Source organism: Paenarthrobacter sp. E2MeOHC11, from assembly GCF_058744955.1.
The window spans coordinates 3,116,965-3,136,451 of record NZ_CP196673.1; the positions used below are offsets into that span (position 1 = coordinate 3,116,965).

Genomic DNA, 19,487 nt, shown 5'->3' on the forward strand with positions numbered 1-19,487 from the left:
CGGTGTCCTTTTCTAGAGTGCGCTGGCGGCGTTGGCGTGCGCAGCATTGGCTACGGCGGTCGCTACATCGGCGGCAACATGGGGATCGAAGACGCTGGGGATAATGTAACTCGCGTTGAGCTCATCGTCAGCCACCCGGTTGGCAATTGCCTCGGCGGCGGCCACCAGCATGTTCGGCGTAATGTCCGATGCTCCGGCGTCCAGCAGGCCCCGGAAGAAGCCGGGGAAGGCCAGCACATTGTTGATCTGGTTCGGGAAGTCGCTGCGTCCGGTGGCAACCACGGCTGCGTGCTTGGAAGCGATGACCGGGTCGATTTCCGGTGTCGGGTTGGCCATGGCGAACACGATTGCGTCCTCGGCCATCGAAGCGACCTGCTCCTCGCCGATCACGTGCGGGGCGGAGACACCGATGAAGACGTCCGCTCCCTTGAGGGCGTCGTGCAGGGTGCCGGAGAAGCCTTCTTCGTTGGTGTTCGCGGCGATCCAGCTGCGGTGCTCGTCGCCGTATTCCTCACCGGAGTGGATGGCGCCGGAGCGGCCGGCGGCGATGATGTGCTGCGCGCCCTGGGCCTTGAGGAGCTGGATGATGGCGGAGCCGGCAGCGCCGACGCCCGAAACCACGATCTTGACCTCGGAGAGCTTCTTGTCCACAACGCGGAGGGCGTTGACCAGGGCAGCGAGCGTGACGATTGCCGTGCCGTGCTGGTCATCGTGGAAGACGGGGATGTCGAGCTCTTCGCGGAGGCGGTTCTCGATTTCGAAGCAGCGCGGTGCAGCGATGTCTTCGAGGTTGATGCCGCCGTAGACGGGGGCCATGGCCTTGGCGATCATGATGATTTCTTCGGTGTCCTGGGTGTCCAGGCAGACCGGCCAGGCGTCAACGTTGGCGAACTGCTTGAACAGCGCAGCCTTGCCTTCCATGACGGGCAGTGCCGCGGCGGGGCCGATGTTGCCCAGGCCCAGGACGGCCGAACCGTCGGTGAGGACGGCGATGGTGTTGCGCTTGACCGTCAGGTTGCGGGCAGCGGCCGGGTCTTCTGCGATGGCCATGCAAACACGGGCGACGCCGGGAGTGTAGGCACGCGAGAGGTCGTCGCGGTTGCGCAGGGCTACCTTGGGGACGACCTCGAGCTTGCCGCCGAGGTGCATGAGGAAGGTACGGTCCGAGACGTGCTGGACGGTGACGCCGTCGAGGGCGTTCAGGGCGTCCTTGACGCGGGCGGCGTGGTCGTCGTCGGTCGTGTTGCAGGTGACGTCAACAACGATCGTCTCGTGGTGGGATTCCGTGACGTCCAGCGCGGTGATTGCTGCACCGGCTGCGCCGACGGCTGCTGCCAATTCGCTGGTAGCGGTGAAGCTCGACGGTGCGGCGACGCGCAGGGTGATCGAGTTTCCGGGGCTCGGATTCGCCATTGAAATTCCTCCTGTTAGGCCCGTTCCCGGGCCGCCGTTCCAAACTGAATGTTTTCGTATTATGGATATTATTATCTACAAAGTGGAAACACAACCCCCTGCCCGGTCATCTTCCGTGTCATCGCGCAGCTTGCCGGCGTGCTGTATGTTGGGTGTTCTAAGCAATTCTTTTCACGATGCGGATAAGAGTTGTCGGAATCTGAGTCATTGGAGACAAGGGAATGGCTGAAAAAGCCTCCGGAGGCGTGCAGTCCGTTGAGCGCGTCTTTGAACTGCTGGAACTGATTACGGACGCAGGCGGCGACGTCACTTTGAGTGAGCTCTCGTCGTCCACTGACCTCCCCTTGCCCACCATCCATCGCTTGCTCCGCACGTTGGTATCGCTGGGCTACATCCGTCAGCTGCCCAACCGCCGCTACGCGCTGGGCCCCCGGCTGATCCGGCTCGGCGAAGGCGCCAGCAAGCAGCTCGGTGCCGTGGCCCGTCCGCAGTTGAAGACCCTGGTGGAACGCCTCGGCGAGACCTCCAACATGGCCGTCCTTGACTCCGACATGGTCATCTATGTCGCCCAGGTCCCGTCCATGCACTCCATGCGCATGTTCACCGAGGTGGGCCGCCGGGCCCACACGCACGATACCGGCGTGGGCAAAGCCATCCTCGCCCAGCTGGACGACGAGGTTGTGCGCGGCATCGTTGCCCGGACCGGCATGCCGACCCCCACGGCCAAGAGCATCGGTGACATCGACTCCCTGCTCGCGGACCTCAAGCTCATCCGCGAACGCGGCTACTCCATCGACGAGGAAGAGCAGGAGCTCGGCGTCCGCTGCTTCGCGATGGCTGTGCCCAACGCTCCCACGCCCACCGCGATCTCTGTCTCCGGGCCGATCACCCGCGTGGACCAGAGCTTCGCCGACCGCGCCGTGCCCATGCTGCGTGAAGCAGCCAGGGCGATCTCCGCGGAGCTCAACCAGAACTAACGTCCCGCCGAGTTGGCATTTGATGGCAATGTTTCCCAGGCAAAGTCATAGGGTCGTTGCAACGCTCTGATTGATGGAGCGTTTCATGGTCAAGTTGTTTCCTTCGGGTGCGCGTGCCGAGTTTGTTGATTTGGTGTGTGCGGGGGTCTCGGTTCTTGAGGCTTCCCGGCGTGTCGGGGCGGTGCACGCGACCGGGGGAAACTGGTGGGCTCAGTCTGGCCTGATGATGACGTTGAACCGTGGCGCTGTCGGGGGTCTTGCCGATCCTGCGCCTTCGGCAGAGGGACCTGGCCGGGCCTTGGGTCTGGGCGAGCGGGGGATGATCCAGATGGGTGTTCTGCTGGGGCTCAGTTACGCCAAGATCGGTGAATTGATTGGCCGGGATAAGTCCGTGGTCTGGCGGGAGGTGAAACGGCACAGAAGCGCGGACGGGAAGTATTACGCCTCGGTCGCCCACGCCAAAGCGCACCAGGACAGGCGCCGGCCCAAACCGTTCAAACTCGTCCAGGACGAGGACCTCTGCCGGCTGATCGGTGTGTGGATGGATGACGGGTGGAGCCCGAAATTGATCTCCTCAATGTTGGCGCACTACTTCGTCGACGATCAGACTATGCAGGTGAGCCACGAGACGATCTATCAAGCGCTGTATGTCCAAACCCGCGGGAACCTGCGGGCGGACCTGGCCGAAAAGCTCAGCCTGAAACGCAAGCAACGCGTTCCGCACACCAGTGACCGCCGTAAGAACAGCCCTTACGGTGAGGCATTCAAGATCAGCCAACGCCCGCCCGAGGTCCAAGACCGGGCAGTGCCTGGCCACTGGGAAGGGGACCTCATCATCGGGACCGACGGGACCGCGATCGGCACGTTGGTGGAACGCTCGACCCGGTTCACGATCCTGCTGCACCTGCCCGGGGACCACACCGCGGAGACCGTTGCCGCTGCGATGATCCGGGAGATGGCTTCCCTCCCGGATCACCTGCGACTCTCGATCACTTGGGACCGCGGAACCGAACTGGCCGACTACGCGAAGATCCAAACCGCACTCGAAACGACCCTGTATTTCTGCGACCCGCACTCACCCTGGCAACGCGGCACCAACGAGAACACCAACAGGCTCCTGAGGTTCTGGTTCGAGAAAGGCACCGACCTTTCAGTGCACACCCCCGAGGACCTCCGCCTGGTCGCAGCGAAACTCAACCGCCGACCCAGACCAACCCTGAACCTCGAAACACCAGCCAACCGACTAAACCAGCTGCTACAAGCGGCCTAACCCCCAGCGTTGCTCCCACCAGTTGACTTTGCCCCAAGAACATTGCCATCTTTTGTTATCTCGGGAGACCAAGTGTGGGCCTGCGCGAGGTGGGCTGCCCTCAAAGCCGAGTGCCGCCGTCGTACATTCCGTGCGGGGCGGCTACCGCGCGACGCGACAAAAGGCGGCAGTGTCCCCCAAGGAAAACACTGCCGCCTGTTATCTGCGGAAGGGTGCTAGTGCTCCGACGCGCTGGAGGTCTTGAGCGGGACTTCCTTGCCGTCGGCGTCGATCAGCTTGCCGTTCTCGAAGCGGTCGCCTTCGCTCAGGCACTTGATATCCTCTTCGCTGACGATCCTGTCAGTACCGGCGACGAATACGGACTGGTTGTCCGAGTTGCCGGCCTTGAAGTGGTTGAAGAGGATGTTCAACAGGATCGCCATGACGGCTGCCGAGCTGATGCCTGAATGGAAGATCGTGGCGAACCAGGACGGGAACTGGTCGTAGAACTTCGGGGCGGCGATGGGGATCATGCCGAAGCCGATCGAAGCAGCCACGATGATCAGGTTCATGTTGTTCTTGTACTCAACCTTGGCCAGGGTGCGGATACCACTGGCGGCAACCGTACCGAACAGCACGACGCCGGCGCCGCCCAGGACGGGCGTCGGAACCGCTGCGACAACCCGGCCCAGGATCGGCAGGAGGCCGAGGATGACCAGGATGAGACCGCCGGCGCTGACCACGAAGCGGCTCTTGATGCCCGTGATGGCCACCAGTCCCACGTTCTGGGCGAAGGCGCTCTGCGTGAAGGAGTTGAACAGCGGGGAGATGGCGCTGGAGAGCATGTCTGCGCGGAGGCCGTCGCCGATGCGGCGGGAGTCAACCTTGGTGTCCACGATTTCGCCCACTGCGATGATGTCCGCCGAGGTCTCCGTCAGGGTCACCAGGATGACGATGAGCATGGAGATGATCGCTGCGATTTCGAAGGTGGGAGCGCCGAAGGCGAACGGTGTGGGGAAAGCGACGATGTCGCCCTGGCCAACCTTGGAGAAGTCGGCCATGCCGGCCACCAACGCGATGATGGTGCCGATGACCATGGCCAGCAGGATCGAGAGCCGGGAGATGGCGGCGTTGCCCACCTTGCTCAGGAGCAGGACGACGCCCATGGTTGCAGCTGCGAGTCCGATGTTGGCCATGCTGCCGTAGTTGTCGGCCTTGGCGTTGCCGCCCATGGCCCAGTTAGCAGCGACCGGCATCAGCGTCAGGCCGATGGTGGTGATCACGGTTCCGGTAACAACCGGCGGGAAGAACTTGATGATCTTGGAGAACAGGGGAGTGATCGCCAGGCCAATCAGCGAGGCCACAATGACGGAGCCGAACACCGCCTGGATTCCACCGCCGCCCTGGACGATCGCCACCATGGTGGAAACGCCGGCGAAGGAGACGCCCTGGACCAGCGGCAGTTGCGAGCCGAACCACGGGATGCCCACCGTCTGAAGGATGGTAGCGAGCCCGCCCACAAACAAACAGGCGGCGATGAGGAGGCCGATGTCCTGGGAGTTCATGCCGGCCGCTGCGCCAATGATCAGCGGCGGGGCAATGATTCCGCCGTACATGGTGAGGACGTGCTGGAAGCCGTAGGCGAACGTGCTTCCGATGGAGAGGCGCTTGTCCTCGGGGCGTTCCGGCTGATGCTTCTGCGAAGAGGTGGTATTCGCAGGGCGGGACTTCTTTTTGATGTTCATGGCAGACTTTCTGGGTTCATGGCAGACGTCTTCGTCTGGCTAACTGTGTCTGGCTAACAAAATCTTTAGGTTTTTGGGGTCGGGTTTGTGTGCAGATCCAGCGTTGACGGGGCGCCGTTGTTCGGGACCTGCACACAAACCCGTTGGTGGTGCGGTTTAGTGCGGTTTCGGTGTGGGCTTAGCAGAAGCCGGCGATGCCGCTCCAGGCAACCGGTGCAGCGGGGATGTTCTCGCGCTGGACCGTGGCTTCGATGAGGCCGTACGGGCGGTCGGCCGCGAAGAAGACCTCGTTGGGGTTGTCCAGGCCGAACGGGCTCAGGTCAACCAGGAAGTGGTGCTTGTTGGGCATGGAGAACTTGATCTCGTCCACTTCGCTGTGTGCTTCCAGGACCTTCTTGCCCATGTCGAACAGCGTCTGCTGCAGGGCGTGGGAGTAGTTCTCGGTGAAGCCTTCAAGCAGGAGTGCCTTGATGTCCTCGTAGCTCTTGTTAAAGTCCGTGCCGGCGAAATCCAGGTTGGTGTTGTAGCGCCAGCGGGCGGATACGTCGGTGGCCAGGATGCGGTCCGTGGTCTCCGGCAGGGTGGTGTACTTGTCGCGCGGGTAGCCGACGAAGCCGGACTGCGTGGTCTTAAGGACGGTCAGGTCCTTGAGGCCGGAAATAAGGTGGGTGGTTGCGCCATCACGGACGACGACGGCGGTACGCACCTCTTGCCCGTTGCGGACGAAGCTGTGGTCGTGTCCCTCGCCGTGGGCCTGGATACGATCCCAGCTGTAGGCTTCGGCTTCCCAGCGGCCGCCGGTGACCCAGTCGAAGCCGCCGGTGAAGTGGTCTGCGAGGCGCAGGAGGAAGGACTCGGGGGAGTTGATGCCTTCACGAGCGAACGCGTAGACCGTGTTCTTCTGGGTGTCGGTGGCAACGACGTGGCCGTTGTCGCCTTCGAGGTGTGCGGCCTGGAAATCGCCGCGCAGCTGCGAGGTGACGTTCAGGTCTTCGATGTGGTGGCGGTCCGTATCCCGAGTGACCTTGACGACGCGGACTTCTGCTTTGCCGTACTGGTTTTCGCCGAGGACGATGTTGTTGCTCATGGTCATATCCCAACTTCTGTGAGGTGGAACCTACGTTCCATCAATGAAATTAAGCGCGTGTTTCCACTGCGTTTCTGGTGGAGCCGACCCAACAAAAAAGAGCCAGCATCCATGGATGCCAGCTCATTACGACCCTGCCTGCTGCTCTCAGGTTACGTGACCTACGCCACGAACTCATTCGAGAGTAGCGCATGATTTCGGCAGATGTACATGGGTTCTCGAGGATCGTTATGAACCATCCAAATGTGACCGTGGCAACTCACTTTGCTCCGGAGGGGGTCTTGACGCGTTGTTTAGCAGCTGCCTACACTTTCCACATAACAATAAAAGTTTTCCGAAGAGCGGAAACTGTGTGCATGAGAAAGAGGAGGAACAGATGGACTCGAAGGATACGAACAACGTCGTGGAATTCCCGGCGCCCGGTCAGGAGCTGTACCTGCCCTTTGGTGCAACAGATCCCGACTTCTACATTCCGGCCGACTGTGACCGCAAAGCCGGCGGGTTCTCCCGTTGGCTGCGCGCGCTCCCGGTGTTCGGCCGGCAGCGCCCCTAGGCACTTGGGGGCGCGGACTCTGCGCAACAGAGCCAACGAGGCGGGCGATACCTGGGGAGGTATCGCCCGCTTTTTGCGTGCCTTCTGGCCCGCTGTGTGCTGCCCGTTTCGATGCTTCGCTGCAGAACGTGCCGTGCGCCCGGCGTCCTACGCACCGAACCCCCGAAACGGGGCCTCGGTACTGCCTAGGTGGTGCTGCGTAGGACCCCAAGCACGGTTGATTTGAACTCCTGCTCCCGAAACAAGTGCTGCCACTTGATCCGAATGAACTTCCAGCCCTGTGCCATGAGGGCCTTTTCGCGCTGGCGTTCCTTGAAGATGACCTCGGAGGTTGGTGCGTAGTCGAAGTACTTCACCTTCCCATCGAACTCCAAGGCAACCTTCTTGTCCCGCCAAGCAAAATCCAGTCGATGAGAACCCTCAGGTGATGACACCTCCACTTGCAATTCAGGAAGATCGATCCGTAAGCGCTGGAGCAACTCGCGGGTCAGGGTTTCACCTGGTGACTCGGAGCGTGCGTCCGCACTCTCCAATGCCCGGCGTAGGGCGAGGACTCCGTTGCGCCCGGCCAGGGACTCGCACATCAGTTGCAGCTTGTGGGCGTCAGCACCTCTTCGAAGGGCGTGGTCCATCAGCACTAAGGATTGCTTGTAGTTCAGTAAGAGGCCGCAGTCAGCAACGGTTCGTTCCAAGGAGGTGCAAGGCATGCCGTTGATAAGCATTATTTCGTTGGTTTCAAGGGCCCGACCATGGGCAACAGCGTCGTGGCCGTGGGACGATCGCGATGCGCTTGAATCGGTTGTGATGTGCACGCGGTCATCCACGTCCCAGAGAAACAGTCCGTGCAGGCGTGCTGCCGAGGTGTGGCTGTAGACCAAGCCGCCAGTCGACGTCGTAAGTGTTCCGTGAGCGTGCGCGGCGATCAACTGCCGGCTGCGTACCCAAGGTTTTTGAGCGGCCCATGTACTGCCGCGGATGTAGCAACCCCGGCGTAGTCGTACCAGATCGCCGACTTGCACCAGTGCTGCAATCCTTCTGTCGTTGAACCCCAGTTCATGGAGCTCGCTGGTCCGCCACAAATCCATCATTGGGGGGAGCCCTGTTTTGTTGTTGTTCGCCATGGAACAAGCTTTGAAGGAACGTGGCGGCACGAACAGGAGCATGCTGCCCTATGTGGAAAAGCCCGATTCGATGGCTCGCTGCAAGCTGTGCCGTGCGAACGGCGTGGTTGGCAGCGAAGCATCGAAACGGCAAAATGTGATCTGCGTAACAATCGGCAGGGTGCTGAGCGCTTCACGTAAGCTGGGCTGACGGCCACCCTTTTGGGTCTTCAAGGTCGTTGCAGCCCTGACTGACGGGTTGCGCTTGCTCGCTCGATGGCGCCGGACATATGGCCCGCACGCGTCGCACTGCAGCATGTCGAGTAAAAACTGACGCTCGTCATCGAGCCATGCCAGGACGTTCACCCTGGCTAAAATCCCTGCCTCGGCGGGTGACAAAAGAGCCGGGAGTGGGGATCCGGCGCCGCAGCAGCCGATGTGTGGCTGCTACCCCAAAGGAACATGTCATGAAACTCAAGGTCTCAATGCTTGGGGCGGTGATCGCGTTGGCTCTCGCTGGGTGCACGACGCCGACGCCGACACCGACGACAACCGCCACGGCACCCACGTCGTCGCCTACTGCTACCACTGCAACCCCGACGGCGACTCCCACTTCTACTCGCACTGCAACCCCGACGCCGACGTCTACCCGTACTGCAACTGCGACGCCCACCCCGACGCCGACGTCTAGCCGTACTGCAACTGCGACGGCGACGCCGACTCCCACTTCTACTCGCACTGCAACCCCGACGCCGACTCCCACCCCGACCCCGAGTGCCACCACCGCAACCCCAACACCCACCCCCACGGCAACCCCAACCCCCACCCCGGGCACGGGGAGCCTCGCCAACCTGGCGCGGGTTCCGTGGGATGGAGGCCCTGCTTACTGGGCAAAGTTCCCTGGCACAGCGAAGCTCAACAACCCCAACCTGTTCCCGGTCAGCGTGTATTACGGCAAACCTGAGCACGCCACCCAGTTGAAGGACATTGGGGTCAACGTTTATCAGAACGCCGAACATGATGGCTCCACGATGGCGTCCATTACGAATACGGGAATGCTGGTCATCGCCGGCACGGAATGGTCCCGCACCGAAGTGGGCAGTAACCCGGGTGTGGTCGGCTGGGACACGTACGACGAGTGCGACATGCTCGGGCTGGGCTGCAACGGCTCAACCTACGCGCAGAACCTTCAGCAGATGCAGAACAAAGTGGCCCAGATCCGGGGATTCAACGACGGCAGGTTTGCTTTCGCGAACTACTCCAAGGGCATCCTGGGCACTTATTGGGCACCGGGGCTGATGGACGACTTCATGGCCGCCGTTGACGCGGCATCCGTGGATAACTACATGTACACGCGGGCGGATCTGCAGGACGAGTTGAACCGGACCCCGGCGTGGCCGCAGGGCGCAAAGACGGCGACATCGGCGGCCTATGGTTGGCAGATTGACCAGATGCGGAAGTTCCAGTCGGCGCCTGGCATCCATCCGAACTGGATTTTCGTTGAGTCGGCTAAACCGTTCCTGAATGCCTCCAATGACCGCACCATCACGCCCGAACAGATGGAGGGAGCTATGTGGTCCGGCATCATCCACGAGGCGCGCGGGATCAGCATTTTCCAGCACAACAACAACGGCCAGGCAGGGTTCGGGACGTATTCACTGGTCCAGGCGCCGGCTGATCGCAAGGCGAAGATCAAGGCCGCACTCGCTGGTATCCAAGCCCTCGCTCCTGTCCTCAATACGCAAAGCTATGTGTGGAACGCGGGCGCCACGGGTACGGACACGATGCTCAAAGCCAAGGATGGCAGCGCGTACCTCTTTGCCGGCATCGGTGTGAACGGCGCGACCGGTGCGAAGACGTTCACCCTTCCTGTCGGGATCACTGGCTCGCAGGTGGAAGTGGTGGGCGAGAACCGCAGTATCCCTGTCCAAAACGGAAAGTTCACGGACTCGTTCGCCAACGAGTACACGCATCACATTTACAAGATCATGATCTAGAGGGCGTCTCGGCCGCCGGCAACGAAGTCGCTGGAAAGCCGTGAAATCGCCGGAACGTTCCTTGCGAAATGGAAGCGTTCCGGCGATTTCGCGCGCAGAGCAAGCGGAAGCTACCCCGCCACCAACTTCCGCGCCGCCGCCGAGTGCTCAGCGATGAGTCCGGCCACGTCCAAGCCCGGAATCGCACCGTCAACCACGCGCCACTGCCCGCCCACCATGACACGGTCGGCACGGTCCGCACCGCACAGCAACAACGCAGCGACGGGGTCGTGGCTGCCGGAGAAGCGCAGCTCGTCAGGCTTGAACAGGGCCAGGTCCGCCTGGAGCCCGGGTGCCAGCTGCCCAATGTCGGAGCGACCCAAAACCGCAGCCGACCCACGCGTTGCCCAGCCCAGGGCACGCTCCACGGGAACGGAGGCGCCGTAGCGGAGTCGCTGCAGATACAGTGCCTGCCGTGCCTCGAGGATCATGTTCGAAGCATCGTTCGACGCCGATCCGTCCACTCCCAGCCCCACGGGAACTCCCGCTGCTTCAAGTTCCAGGACGCGGGCGGTCCCGGAGGCCAGGCGCATGTTGGAGGTGGGGCAATGCGCGACGGCGGTGCCCGCGGCTCCCAGCCTGGCGATCTCCTCGTCGTTGAAGTGGATCCCGTGACCCAGCCAGGTACGGTTTCCCAACCAGCCCACGGACTCCAGGTAGTCCACCGTCCGCAGCCCGAACATGGATTTGCAGAAGTCTTCCTCGTCGATGGTTTCGGCAAGGTGGGTGTGCAGCCGGACGTCGAAGCGTTCGGCCATGGCGGCGCTCTCGGCCATGATTTCCTTGGTCACCGAGAACGGTGAGCACGGGGCAAGCGCGATCTGAACAACAGCCCCATCACCGGTTTCGTGGTACTTGCGGATGAGCCGTTCGCTGTCCGCCAGAATTGCCTCGGGCGACTGGACCGTGGTCCTGGGCGGCAGCCCGCCGTCGTCCTCTCCCAACGTCATGGACCCGCGGGTCAAGGTGGCCCGCATTCCCATGGAGCGCACGGCCGCCACCTCGATATCGATGGCGTCTTCCATGCCGTCGGGGAAGAGGTAGTGGTGGTCGGCGGCGGTGGTGCAGCCGGAAAGCAGCAATTCGGCCAGCGCAACCTGCACGGCAAGCTCGAGGCTGCGGGGCGTCAACCGTGCCCACACGGGGTAGAGATTCTGGAGCCACGGGAACAACGGTGCATTGGCCACGGGTCCCCACGCGCGGGTGAGGGTTTGGTAGAAGTGGTGGTGCGTATTGATGAGCCCGGGGAGAACCACGTGGGAGGAGGCGTCAAAAACGGTGGCGGGAGAAGAGGGCTGCCCGCCCGAAGGTACCAGCTCTACGATTTTCCCGTCGAAAACCACCAGGCCGCCACCGGCGTCGAGGTCGTTTGCGGTGAAAATTCCCAGCGGATTCTTGATCCAAAGACGGGTCATAACAGGTTCCTTGTCTGGTCGGCGTGTACGCGTTCCAGCTCAGTTAGGCCCTGTCTGCTGATCCAGGTTGCCGGGCCGTCAGAACACGGCCCAGTCCGAAAAGCGTAGAATGCTCGACGGCGGCAGTCAACGCCCGCCGGGCGCCCACAGTCACATTCGGCCAGCATCCAGCCGGTAAATGTAATTTCGCATGACGAAATTAAATTTTCAAAAAACTATGGCGCGGCTCACAAACCCGGTGCTACGCTCTAACTGCCAAAGGCGGGCACCCGGACCTCGGGAAGCTATCTACCAGGCGCAACTTAACCTTCATCGCACATGCTGAAGCCTGGTAACCAAGCTAACTGGAGCTCTTCTCTGTAGCGCCCCCAAACAGGTCACCTGGCTTCCTCAGCACTAAGGAAGTCGCAACATGAGTACAACCGTCACGGCCGAGCAATTCCTGGCCACATCCATTGAGCTGGCAACAGCCAATGTCCTCAACAGTGGTGGCCCCTTCGGCGCCGTCATTGTCACCGCGGACGGACGAGCCTTCGAAGGCGTCAACCGCGTTACCGCCACGAACGATCCCACCGCACATGCAGAAGTCACGGCCATCCGTAACGCCTGCCGCGAACTGGGAACCTTCGATCTGAGCGGTGCAACCCTCTACACCAGCTGCGAGCCATGCCCCATGTGCCTGGCCTCCGCACTCTGGGCACGCGTTGACCGCGTGTTCTTTGCCGCAGACCGTCACGACGCCGCATCCGTCGGCTTCGACGACGCCGTCTTCTACGAGTACTTCGAGAACGACAACCGGGACGCGCTGATGCCGGTAGCCAAGCTGGAACTGGGCGACCCCCAGGCTCCGGCGGCCCTCCAGCCGTTCAACACATGGAACACGCTCGATTCCAGGATTGACTACTAGGGCCCGGTGGCTGACATGACAATCCTGGATAATTCCGCTGAGAAGCAGGCTGCGCTCTTTCCCCAAGGAGACGGCGCAGAGCCCACAGCGGCAAAGCACACGGCAACCGGCCTGGCAGATGGCAACAAGAAGCCCCCGGTGTCAACTTCCTTCCTGGACAAGTTCTTCCAGATCTCCAAGCGTGGCTCCACGTTGGCCCGTGAATTCCGCGGCGGCCTGGTCACCTTCTTCACCATGGCGTACATCGTCATCCTGAACCCGCTCATCCTGGGTGGTTTCTCGGCGGACAACGCTCCGGTTGATGTCGCGGGCGGCTGGCTTTCCGCAGCGCAGGTGGGTGCCGTTACGGGTCTCACCGCCGGCGTCATGACCATCGTTTTCGGCCTCGTGGCCAACCTGCCCTTCGGCCTTGCTGCCGGCCTGGGCATCAACTCCTTCCTCGCCGTCGCGGTGATCCAGGAGGTCACGTGGCCAGAAGCCATGGGCCTGGTGGTCATCAACGGCATCCTGATTGTCCTCTTCGGCGCCACCGGTGCCAGAACGGCGATCTTCAAGGCAGTCCCCAAGGAACTTAAGGCTGCCATCACCGTGGGCATCGGCTTGTTCATTGCCTTCATCGGCTTCGTCGACTCAGGTTTTGTTCGCGCCACCACGGGCGGCCCGCCGGTCCAGCTCGGAGACAACGGCTCCATCACCTCCATCCCCACCCTCGTCTTTATCGTCGGACTGCTGACCATGGGCATCCTCGTGGCACGCAAGATCCAGGGCGGCCTGCTGATCGGCATCGTCGCCACCACCGTCCTCGCCGCAGTTGTCGAGGCAGTGTTCCACATCGGTCCCGGCAGCGCCGACAACCCCGGCGGTTGGCACCTCAACGTCCCCATCCTGTCGAGCCAACTCGTTTCGGTCCCGGACCTGAGCCTGGTGGGCCAGTTCGATCTCTTCGGTTCGTTCGCCCGGATCGGCGGATTGGCCGCGACGATGCTGGTCTTCACCCTGGTGTTCACCAACTTCTTCGACGCCATGGGCACCATGACGGGCCTGGCCAAGAGCGCAGGCGTGGCACACAAGGACGGCACGTTCCCCAAGCTGAAGTCGGCCTTCATCGTTGAAGGCATGGGCGCAGTGGTGGGTGGCGCAACCTCCGGTTCGTCCAACACGGTGTACATCGACTCCGCAGCCGGCATAGGTGAGGGCGCACGCACCGGCCTGGCCTCCGTGGTCACCGGCCTCCTGTTCCTGGGCTCGATGTTCTTCACCCCGCTCACCTCGGTGGTGCCGCTGGAAGTAGCTGCTGCAGCACTGGTGGTGGTGGGCGCAATGATGATGGCCCAGATCCGGGAGATCAAGTTCACCAAGTTCTCCATCGCACTCCCTGCGTTCCTGACCATCGTGACCATGCCGTTGACCTACTCCATCGCCAACGGCATCGGCGTCGGCTTCATCTCCTTCGCGGTGATCAGCGCGGCGTCGGGCAAGGCCAGGAAGGTCCACCCGCTCATGTGGGTGGTCACGGCAGGCTTCATCATCTACTTCGCCCGCGGCCCAATCAACGCCCTGATGGGTGTCTGACCCGGAGCCCCACCCCGTGCCGGCGGGTCATCCGGCACTCCGATCGACGGTCCGTCGGAACCCACCGCACGAATAGGCGTCCGCCGTCGTCGTCCCTTTCAAACAGGCACGACGGCGGGCGGCGGCCCTGATGATTCAGGGACGGGCACCGACGCTCCGTCAGGGAACGGGGGCAGGGAGATGAAGCCCTTGCCCCCGTTCCTATGAACTCTTACCCATTGAACTCTTACTGACTTAGCCGCGACTTCCCCTCAACAACCTCTGGAAATGAGAATATGAGGCAAGATCGCGCACTGCTCCGGCCGGGCCACCCGGTTGGGACACCTGGAATAAGGATGTGTTGCCATGCTGGATCTGATGCCTTCTTTGGGCAGCTGGCGGCCTGCGGTCTCTGGCCAACTGTGTGCCGTGGCCACGATCGTAGGGACTGGTGGCTCCGTGCCACGGCCCATGGGAACCTCCATGATGGTTTCCGAACACGGCGAAATCCTGGGTAGCTTGTCCGGAGGTTGCGTCGAAGGCGCCGTCGTGGAGGCGGCGCTGGAAGCAATGCGCGACGGCGGCCCGCGCCTGGAGTCGTTCGGCTACAGTGCCGAGGACGCGTTCGCCGTCGGACTCACCTGCGGGGGAGAGCTGGAAGTCCACATCCAGCCACTGGGAGCCGGCTCTGCGGAGCTTTCTGTTTTCACTGGGCTTTCATCCTTCCAAGGCCGATCCTCCACAGCACACAACGCGGAAGCCCCAGCCTCCATGGCACTTATCCGCAGGCTCGGTGCCGGTGGAGGAGTAGTTGTCGTCAACGATCCTGTGCGGTTCCGCGCCATGGAATCTGAGGAGCTGGCCAAGCTGGTGGGCGACCACCCTGCCACTCTCTTTGCAGCGGCCGCCCAAGTGGAGCCGCTGCTCCAGGGTGGACGTGCCGGGTTGGTCCGGCTCGCGCCGCCGGAGGGCTGCATCGATGGCTGGGTCACTACCGACAGGTGGGCTGCCGAGAGCCAGGAAGAAGATACCCAGCCAGAGCCCATCACCTTGTTCGTCGAAAGCCGCTTGCCTGCCGCACGGATGCTCATCTTTGGTGCCAACGACTTCGGCGCAGCGTTGCTCCCCGCCGGACAACTTCTCGGCTACAACGTCACCCTCTGCGATGCCCGGCCCGCCTTCGCGCAGCAGGGCCGCTTCGCCGGAGCCGATCAGGTGGTCACCGACTGGCCGCATCGCTACCTGGAAACCGAGGCAGCAGCACGCCGCATCGACAACCGGACAGTGGTGTGCGTCCTGACCCACGACCCCAAGTTCGACATCCCGCTGCTGGAAACGGCCTTGCGCTTCAACCTGGCGTACGTCGGTGCGATGGGATCCCGTCGCAGCCATCGTCAACGAGTTGATGCGCTGCTTGAAGCCGGGACAACTCCGGAGGCACTTGAACGCCTGCACTCACCGATCGGGTTGAACCTCGGCGCTGTGACTCCCGCGGAAGTAGCGGTCTCCATCACGGCGGAGATCATTGCGGAGCGCGTAACGGCCGTCCCAGCCGGCGGCGGCGATAAGTCCAGCGGGTTCCCCTCCCTCAAGGACAGCACGGGCCCCATTCATCCGGCGCCGATTCACCCAGTACCCCAATCCCTCACTCAGGAGGACCCATGGACATGAACACCATCGAGGCCGTGGTGCCCACCACGGATCCGGCACTTTGGCGGGACGGCGATGCCTGGTTGGCGGGAGGTACCGTCCTCTTCTCCTACGGAAGCACGGTTCTCAAGCGCCTCCTGGATCTCGGAGAAGCCAACTGGCCCGCAATCACCGTGACAGGCGCGGGCATCGAGCTTGCAGCTACGTGTACTGTGGCCGAGCTCTACGCCCTTCCGCAGACCGCCGAGGCAGCAAGCCGCGAATGGCCTGGCCTTGCACTGATCCGCCCTTGTTGTGACTCCTTCGTGGCATCCTTCAAGATCTGGAACATGTCCACCGTGGGTGGCAACCTATGCACCGGCCTGCCGGCCGGGCCCATGACATCGTTGTGCGCCGGACTCGACGGAGTGGGGACCATCCTCAGCCCGGACGGCACCAGCCGCACCGTCCCAGTGAGCGACTTTGTGACGGGAGATATGCAGACCGTCCTGGTGCCGGGGGAGTTGCTGCGCAGCATCCACCTGCCGGCACACGCGCTTTCAGCCCGCGTCGCCTTCCGGCGGCTGTCGTTGAGCAACCTCGGCCGCTCCGGCGTTCTGCTGATCGGCCGGCTCGACCCCGACGGCAGCTTGGTCATCACCGTGACCGCCTCCACCAAAAGGCCAGTGCAGCTGCGGTTCCCCGCCGGGCAGGTTCCCGACGCCGGGACGCTGGCTGACGCCGTCGGCGATTCCATTCCCTGGCCCCTGTACCACGACGACATCCACGGCCTCCCGGCGTGGCGTCGCGACATGACGTTCAAGCTGGCCGAGGAGATCCGGGCAGAGCTGCTGGGCGAGTCAATGACCGTGTCCGGCGATTTCTGGCCGCCACACAACACCTCGCCCCAGCCATCCACGCAGCCCGCACCATCCAACACCCAGCAGAAGGAGGCCCCGAATGGCAATTGAGATCAACGGAACTGCCTCGCAGGCCACACCCCGCCCCGGACAATGCCTCCGCACGTTCCTCCGCGAAGAGGGCAACTTCGGCGTCAAGAAAGGCTGCGACGGCGGCGACTGTGGAGCCTGCACCGTCCACGTTGACGGCACGCCCGTGCACAGCTGCATCTACCCGGCCGTCCGTGCCGAGGGCAAAGCCGTCACCACCATCGAAGGCCTGTCCAAGGACGGGCAACTCCACCCTGTGCAGGAACAGTTCAGCGAAGGACAGGGCTTCCAGTGCGGATTCTGCACCGCCGGAATGATGATGACGGCCGCCACGTTCGACGACGAGCAACGTGCCAACCTGCCCCGAAACCTCAAGGGCAATCTCTGCCGCTGCACGGGTTACCGCTCCATCGCGGATGCGGTTTGTGGTCACGGAAGCGATCACCAGCACGACGCCGGAGCCGATGTTTCCGGGGCTCAGTCCCCTGGCGCTGCGGGAACCCCCGCCGTGGAAGCCACTCCCGGCCAGCTCGGCGACAACGTCCCCGCCCTCGCCAGCAACGCCGTGGTGACCGGAACTGCCAGGTACGCCCTGGATGTTCCAGCGGAGCAGCTCCCTGGTTTGTTGCATTTGAAGCTCCTGCGTTCGCCGCATGCGCACGCCCGGATTGTGTCCATCGACAAGGCTCCGGCACTGGCCGTGCCGGGTGTCGTCGCTGTGTTCACGCACGAGGACGCACCGCAGCAGTTGTTCTCCACAGCCCAGCACGAGAACTTCACCGATGACCCCGACGACACCCGCGTGCTGGACAACGTGGTCCGTTTCATCGGGCAGCGGGTTGCGGCCGTCGTGGCCGATTCGGTGGGTGCGGCCGAGGCCGGTGCCCGTGCGCTGGCTGTTCAGTACGAACTCCTGGCGCCGGTGTTCACTCCCCAGGAAGCCATCCTTCCCGGCGCTCCCGCGATTCACGGTGAGAAGGACGGTGAAGCGTCCCGGATCTCCAGGCCGCATCACAACGTGGTGGCGGAAGTGCATGCCGAGCTAGGCAGTGTTGCAGATGGCTTCGCGGCCGCCGACTTCATCCACGAGCACACCTACCAGACTCAGCGGGTGCAGCACGTGGCCATGGAAACTCACGCGTCCATCGCTTGGTTGGATGAGGACGGCAGGCTGATTGTCCGTTCGTCCACACAGGTTCCCTTCCTGGTGAAGCGGACGTTGAGCCGGTTGTTCAATCTGCCGCCGGAGACCGTCCGCGTTGTGGCCGGGAGGGTTGGCGGTGGTTTTGGTGGGAAGCAGGAAGTCCTCACCGAGGACCTGGTGGCCTTGGCCGCGCTGAAGCTCCGCCGGCCAGTGCAGCTCGAGTTCACCCGTACCGAGCAGTTCACCGCCACAACGACCCGTCACCCGTTCACTATCAAGCTCAAGGCGGGTGCCAGCAGGGACGGCTACCTCACTGCGCTGCAGCTGGACGTCCTCACCAACACCGGCGCCTACGGAAACCATGCTCCCGGCGTCATGTTCCATGGCTGCGGCGAGTCCCTGGCGGTCTACAAATGCGTCAACAAGAAAGTTGACGCCCACGCCGTCTACACCAACACCGTTCCCGCCGGCGCCTTCCGCGGCTATGGGCTGAGCCAGATGATCTTCGCGATCGAGTCGGCCATTGATGAGCTTGCCGTTGGCATTGGCATGGATCCCTTGGAGTTCCGGCTCAAGAACATGGTCCGGCCCGGTGACCACATGCTGTCCACTACGCCGGAGCCCGAGGAAGACGTTCACTACGGAAGCTACGGACTGGACCAATGCGTGGCCTTGGTGCGCGATGCCCTGGATCGTGGCAAGGAACGCTACCGTGCTGCCGGGCTCGATGACCTTGGCCCCGAATGGGTCGTTGGCGAAGGTTCCGCGCTCTCCATGATCGACACCGTCCCACCCCGCGGCCACTTCGCCCACACCCGGGTGAGCCTGGAAGCGGACGGAAGGTTCGCCGTCGACGTCGGTACTGCGGAATTCGGGAACGGCACCACCACTGTGCATGCGCAGCTGGCTGCCACTGCGCTGGCGACAGCAGCTTCCAAGGTGACCGTTCGCCAGTCCGATACCGACCTCTTGGAGCACGACACCGGCGCGTTCGGCTCGGCTGGAACCGTGGTGGCAGGCAAGGCGACACTCGGAGCAGCGCTGGAACTCGCCACCCGGATCCAAACGGTCGCCTCTTCGCTGACGGGAGCGGCCTTGGCGGATTGCCGTTTGGTGGACGGAGCCGTTGAGTGCGGAGATCGCAGGGTGACGCTGACGGAAATTGTCGACGCCGCCAGGCTGCAAGGCGTCCGGCTCGCCACCGATGGCAACTGGGGAGGAACGCCGCGTTCCGTGGCATTCAACGTGCATGGCTTCCGCGTTGCCGTCAATACGGGTACCGGTGAGCTGCGGATCCTGCAGAGTGTGCAGGCGGCGGACGCCGGTGTGGTGGTGAACCCGCGACAGTGCCGTGGACAGATTGAGGGTGGCATTGCGCAGGCGCTCGGTGCGGTGCTGTACGAGGAAGTGAAAGTGGACGACGCCGGACGGGTCACCACGGACATCCTGCGTCAGTACCATATTCCGTCGTTCGCGGACGTGCCCCGCAGCGAGGTGTATTTCGCCAAGACCAACGACTCCACTGGCCCGCTGGGCGCCAAGTCCATGAGCGAGAGCCCCTTCAACCCCGTCGCCCCTGCGTTGGCCAACGCGATCCGCAACGCAACCGGCATCCGTTTCGGAGAGCTGCCCATCGCGCGGGACAAGATCTACCTGGCCCTCCGCGACCGCACCACGGCGCCCGTCTAACCCAACCGAGTCGCAGATCAGGCCGTTTTGAGCCCTCATTAC

General features: G+C 63.0%; 15 protein-coding genes. 10 read left to right on the plus strand and 5 right to left on the minus strand.

Translation table 11 applies throughout. The features are described from left to right. Positions 1-12: 12 nt before the first annotated feature. Positions 13-1,413, minus strand: a complete 1,401-nt coding sequence (locus ACSSVG_RS14630) for an NAD-dependent malic enzyme (protein ID WP_159705759.1) — start codon at positions 1,411-1,413, stop codon at positions 13-15. Between the two features lie 221 nt (positions 1,414-1,634). Between ACSSVG_RS14630 and ACSSVG_RS14635 the strand changes: the two genes are divergently transcribed. Beyond that, the gene (locus ACSSVG_RS14635) at positions 1,635-2,390 is read left to right on the plus strand and encodes an IclR family transcriptional regulator (RefSeq protein WP_159705757.1); all 756 of its coding nucleotides are present in this window, start codon (positions 1,635-1,637) and stop codon (positions 2,388-2,390) included. A gap of 85 nt (positions 2,391-2,475) precedes the next feature. Beyond that, a complete protein-coding gene (locus tag ACSSVG_RS14640; RefSeq protein WP_374110765.1) occupies positions 2,476-3,660 on the plus strand; it encodes an IS30 family transposase in 1,185 nt (394 codons plus the stop codon). 215 nt (positions 3,661-3,875) lie between these two features. Here ACSSVG_RS14640 and ACSSVG_RS14645 read toward each other — a convergent pair whose 3' ends face one another. Both ACSSVG_RS14645 and pucL read right to left on the minus strand, forming a co-directional pair. After that, positions 3,876-5,384 (minus strand): nucleobase:cation symporter-2 family protein, encoded by a 1,509-nt coding sequence (locus ACSSVG_RS14645; protein ID WP_231341605.1) that lies wholly within the window; start codon positions 5,382-5,384, stop codon positions 3,876-3,878. Positions 5,385-5,562: 178 nt separating this feature from the next. Continuing rightward, on the minus strand, positions 5,563-6,477 hold the full coding sequence (pucL, locus tag ACSSVG_RS14650) for a factor-independent urate hydroxylase (protein WP_253469093.1): 915 nt from the start codon (positions 6,475-6,477) through the stop codon (positions 5,563-5,565). A 370-nt stretch (positions 6,478-6,847) separates the two neighbouring features. Here pucL and ACSSVG_RS14655 point away from each other — a divergent pair, with 370 nt between their 5' ends. Next, positions 6,848-7,024 carry a hypothetical protein gene (locus ACSSVG_RS14655; protein WP_014922716.1) on the plus strand — a complete coding sequence of 59 codons (177 nt, stop codon included), beginning with the start codon at positions 6,848-6,850 and terminating at the stop codon, positions 7,022-7,024. A 185-nt stretch (positions 7,025-7,209) separates the two neighbouring features. Here the strand turns inward: ACSSVG_RS14655 and ACSSVG_RS14660 are convergent, their stop codons facing one another. After that, positions 7,210-8,145: a type IV toxin-antitoxin system AbiEi family antitoxin domain-containing protein gene (locus ACSSVG_RS14660; RefSeq protein WP_492415335.1), complete on the minus strand. Its 936-nt coding sequence runs from the start codon at positions 8,143-8,145 to the stop codon at positions 7,210-7,212. A gap of 499 nt (positions 8,146-8,644) precedes the next feature. Here ACSSVG_RS14660 and ACSSVG_RS14665 point away from each other — a divergent pair, with 499 nt between their 5' ends. Beyond that, entirely contained in the window at positions 8,645-8,815 is a 171-nt protein-coding gene (locus ACSSVG_RS14665; protein WP_492415337.1) for a hypothetical protein, read from the plus strand. A gap of 253 nt (positions 8,816-9,068) precedes the next feature. After that, positions 9,069-10,121, plus strand: coding sequence for a hypothetical protein (locus ACSSVG_RS14670; protein WP_492415339.1), 1,053 nt, complete (start codon positions 9,069-9,071; stop codon positions 10,119-10,121). Between the two features lie 110 nt (positions 10,122-10,231). On the opposite strand, the gene ACSSVG_RS14675 is transcribed toward ACSSVG_RS14670, so the two are convergent. Then, positions 10,232-11,575 carry an 8-oxoguanine deaminase gene (locus tag ACSSVG_RS14675; RefSeq protein WP_492415340.1) on the minus strand — a complete coding sequence of 448 codons (1,344 nt, stop codon included), beginning with the start codon at positions 11,573-11,575 and terminating at the stop codon, positions 10,232-10,234. A gap of 412 nt (positions 11,576-11,987) precedes the next feature. On the opposite strand from ACSSVG_RS14675, the gene ACSSVG_RS14680 reads away from it, so the two are divergent. The 5 genes from ACSSVG_RS14680 to ACSSVG_RS14700 all read left to right on the plus strand — a co-directional run bounded on the left by ACSSVG_RS14680 (position 11,988) and on the right by ACSSVG_RS14700 (position 19,445). Continuing rightward, entirely contained in the window at positions 11,988-12,482 is a 495-nt protein-coding gene (locus tag ACSSVG_RS14680; protein ID WP_017200639.1) for a nucleoside deaminase, read from the plus strand. Between the two features lie 15 nt (positions 12,483-12,497). Beyond that, entirely contained in the window at positions 12,498-14,054 is a 1,557-nt protein-coding gene (locus tag ACSSVG_RS14685; RefSeq protein WP_492415342.1) for an NCS2 family permease, read from the plus strand. A gap of 345 nt (positions 14,055-14,399) precedes the next feature. Then, a complete protein-coding gene (locus ACSSVG_RS14690) occupies positions 14,400-15,704 on the plus strand; it encodes an XdhC family protein (protein WP_253469081.1) in 1,305 nt (434 codons plus the stop codon). Then, entirely contained in the window at positions 15,695-16,633 is a 939-nt protein-coding gene (locus tag ACSSVG_RS14695; protein WP_492415345.1) for an FAD binding domain-containing protein, read from the plus strand. The genes ACSSVG_RS14690 and ACSSVG_RS14695 overlap by 10 nt, the downstream gene beginning before the upstream one ends. Further along, the gene (locus tag ACSSVG_RS14700) at positions 16,623-19,445 is read left to right on the plus strand and encodes a molybdopterin-dependent oxidoreductase (protein WP_492415347.1); all 2,823 of its coding nucleotides are present in this window, start codon (positions 16,623-16,625) and stop codon (positions 19,443-19,445) included. Before ACSSVG_RS14695 ends, ACSSVG_RS14700 begins: the two co-directional genes overlap by 11 nt. Positions 19,446-19,487 lie beyond the last annotated feature (42 nt).

What these genes read in the sequence shown, in the direction of transcription:
- pucL (WP_253469093.1), bottom strand. Translation starts at nt 6,477, where the DNA reads ATGACCATGAGCAACAACATCGTCCTCGGCGAAAACCAGTACGGCAAA.
- ACSSVG_RS14640 (WP_374110765.1), top strand. Translation starts at nt 2,476, where the DNA reads ATGGTCAAGTTGTTTCCTTCGGGTGCGCGTGCCGAGTTTGTTGATTTG.
- ACSSVG_RS14690 (WP_253469081.1), top strand. Translation starts at nt 14,400, where the DNA reads ATGCTGGATCTGATGCCTTCTTTGGGCAGCTGGCGGCCTGCGGTCTCT.
- ACSSVG_RS14675 (WP_492415340.1), bottom strand. Translation starts at nt 11,575, where the DNA reads ATGACCCGTCTTTGGATCAAGAATCCGCTGGGAATTTTCACCGCAAAC.
- ACSSVG_RS14635 (WP_159705757.1), top strand. Translation starts at nt 1,635, where the DNA reads ATGGCTGAAAAAGCCTCCGGAGGCGTGCAGTCCGTTGAGCGCGTCTTT.
- ACSSVG_RS14685 (WP_492415342.1), top strand. Translation starts at nt 12,498, where the DNA reads ATGACAATCCTGGATAATTCCGCTGAGAAGCAGGCTGCGCTCTTTCCC.
- ACSSVG_RS14660 (WP_492415335.1), bottom strand. Translation starts at nt 8,145, where the DNA reads ATGGCGAACAACAACAAAACAGGGCTCCCCCCAATGATGGATTTGTGG.
- ACSSVG_RS14655 (WP_014922716.1), top strand. Translation starts at nt 6,848, where the DNA reads ATGGACTCGAAGGATACGAACAACGTCGTGGAATTCCCGGCGCCCGGT.
- ACSSVG_RS14695 (WP_492415345.1), top strand. Translation starts at nt 15,695, where the DNA reads ATGGACATGAACACCATCGAGGCCGTGGTGCCCACCACGGATCCGGCA.
- ACSSVG_RS14645 (WP_231341605.1), bottom strand. Translation starts at nt 5,384, where the DNA reads ATGAACATCAAAAAGAAGTCCCGCCCTGCGAATACCACCTCTTCGCAG.
- ACSSVG_RS14680 (WP_017200639.1), top strand. Translation starts at nt 11,988, where the DNA reads ATGAGTACAACCGTCACGGCCGAGCAATTCCTGGCCACATCCATTGAG.
- ACSSVG_RS14700 (WP_492415347.1), top strand. Translation starts at nt 16,623, where the DNA reads ATGGCAATTGAGATCAACGGAACTGCCTCGCAGGCCACACCCCGCCCC.
- ACSSVG_RS14630 (WP_159705759.1), bottom strand. Translation starts at nt 1,413, where the DNA reads ATGGCGAATCCGAGCCCCGGAAACTCGATCACCCTGCGCGTCGCCGCA.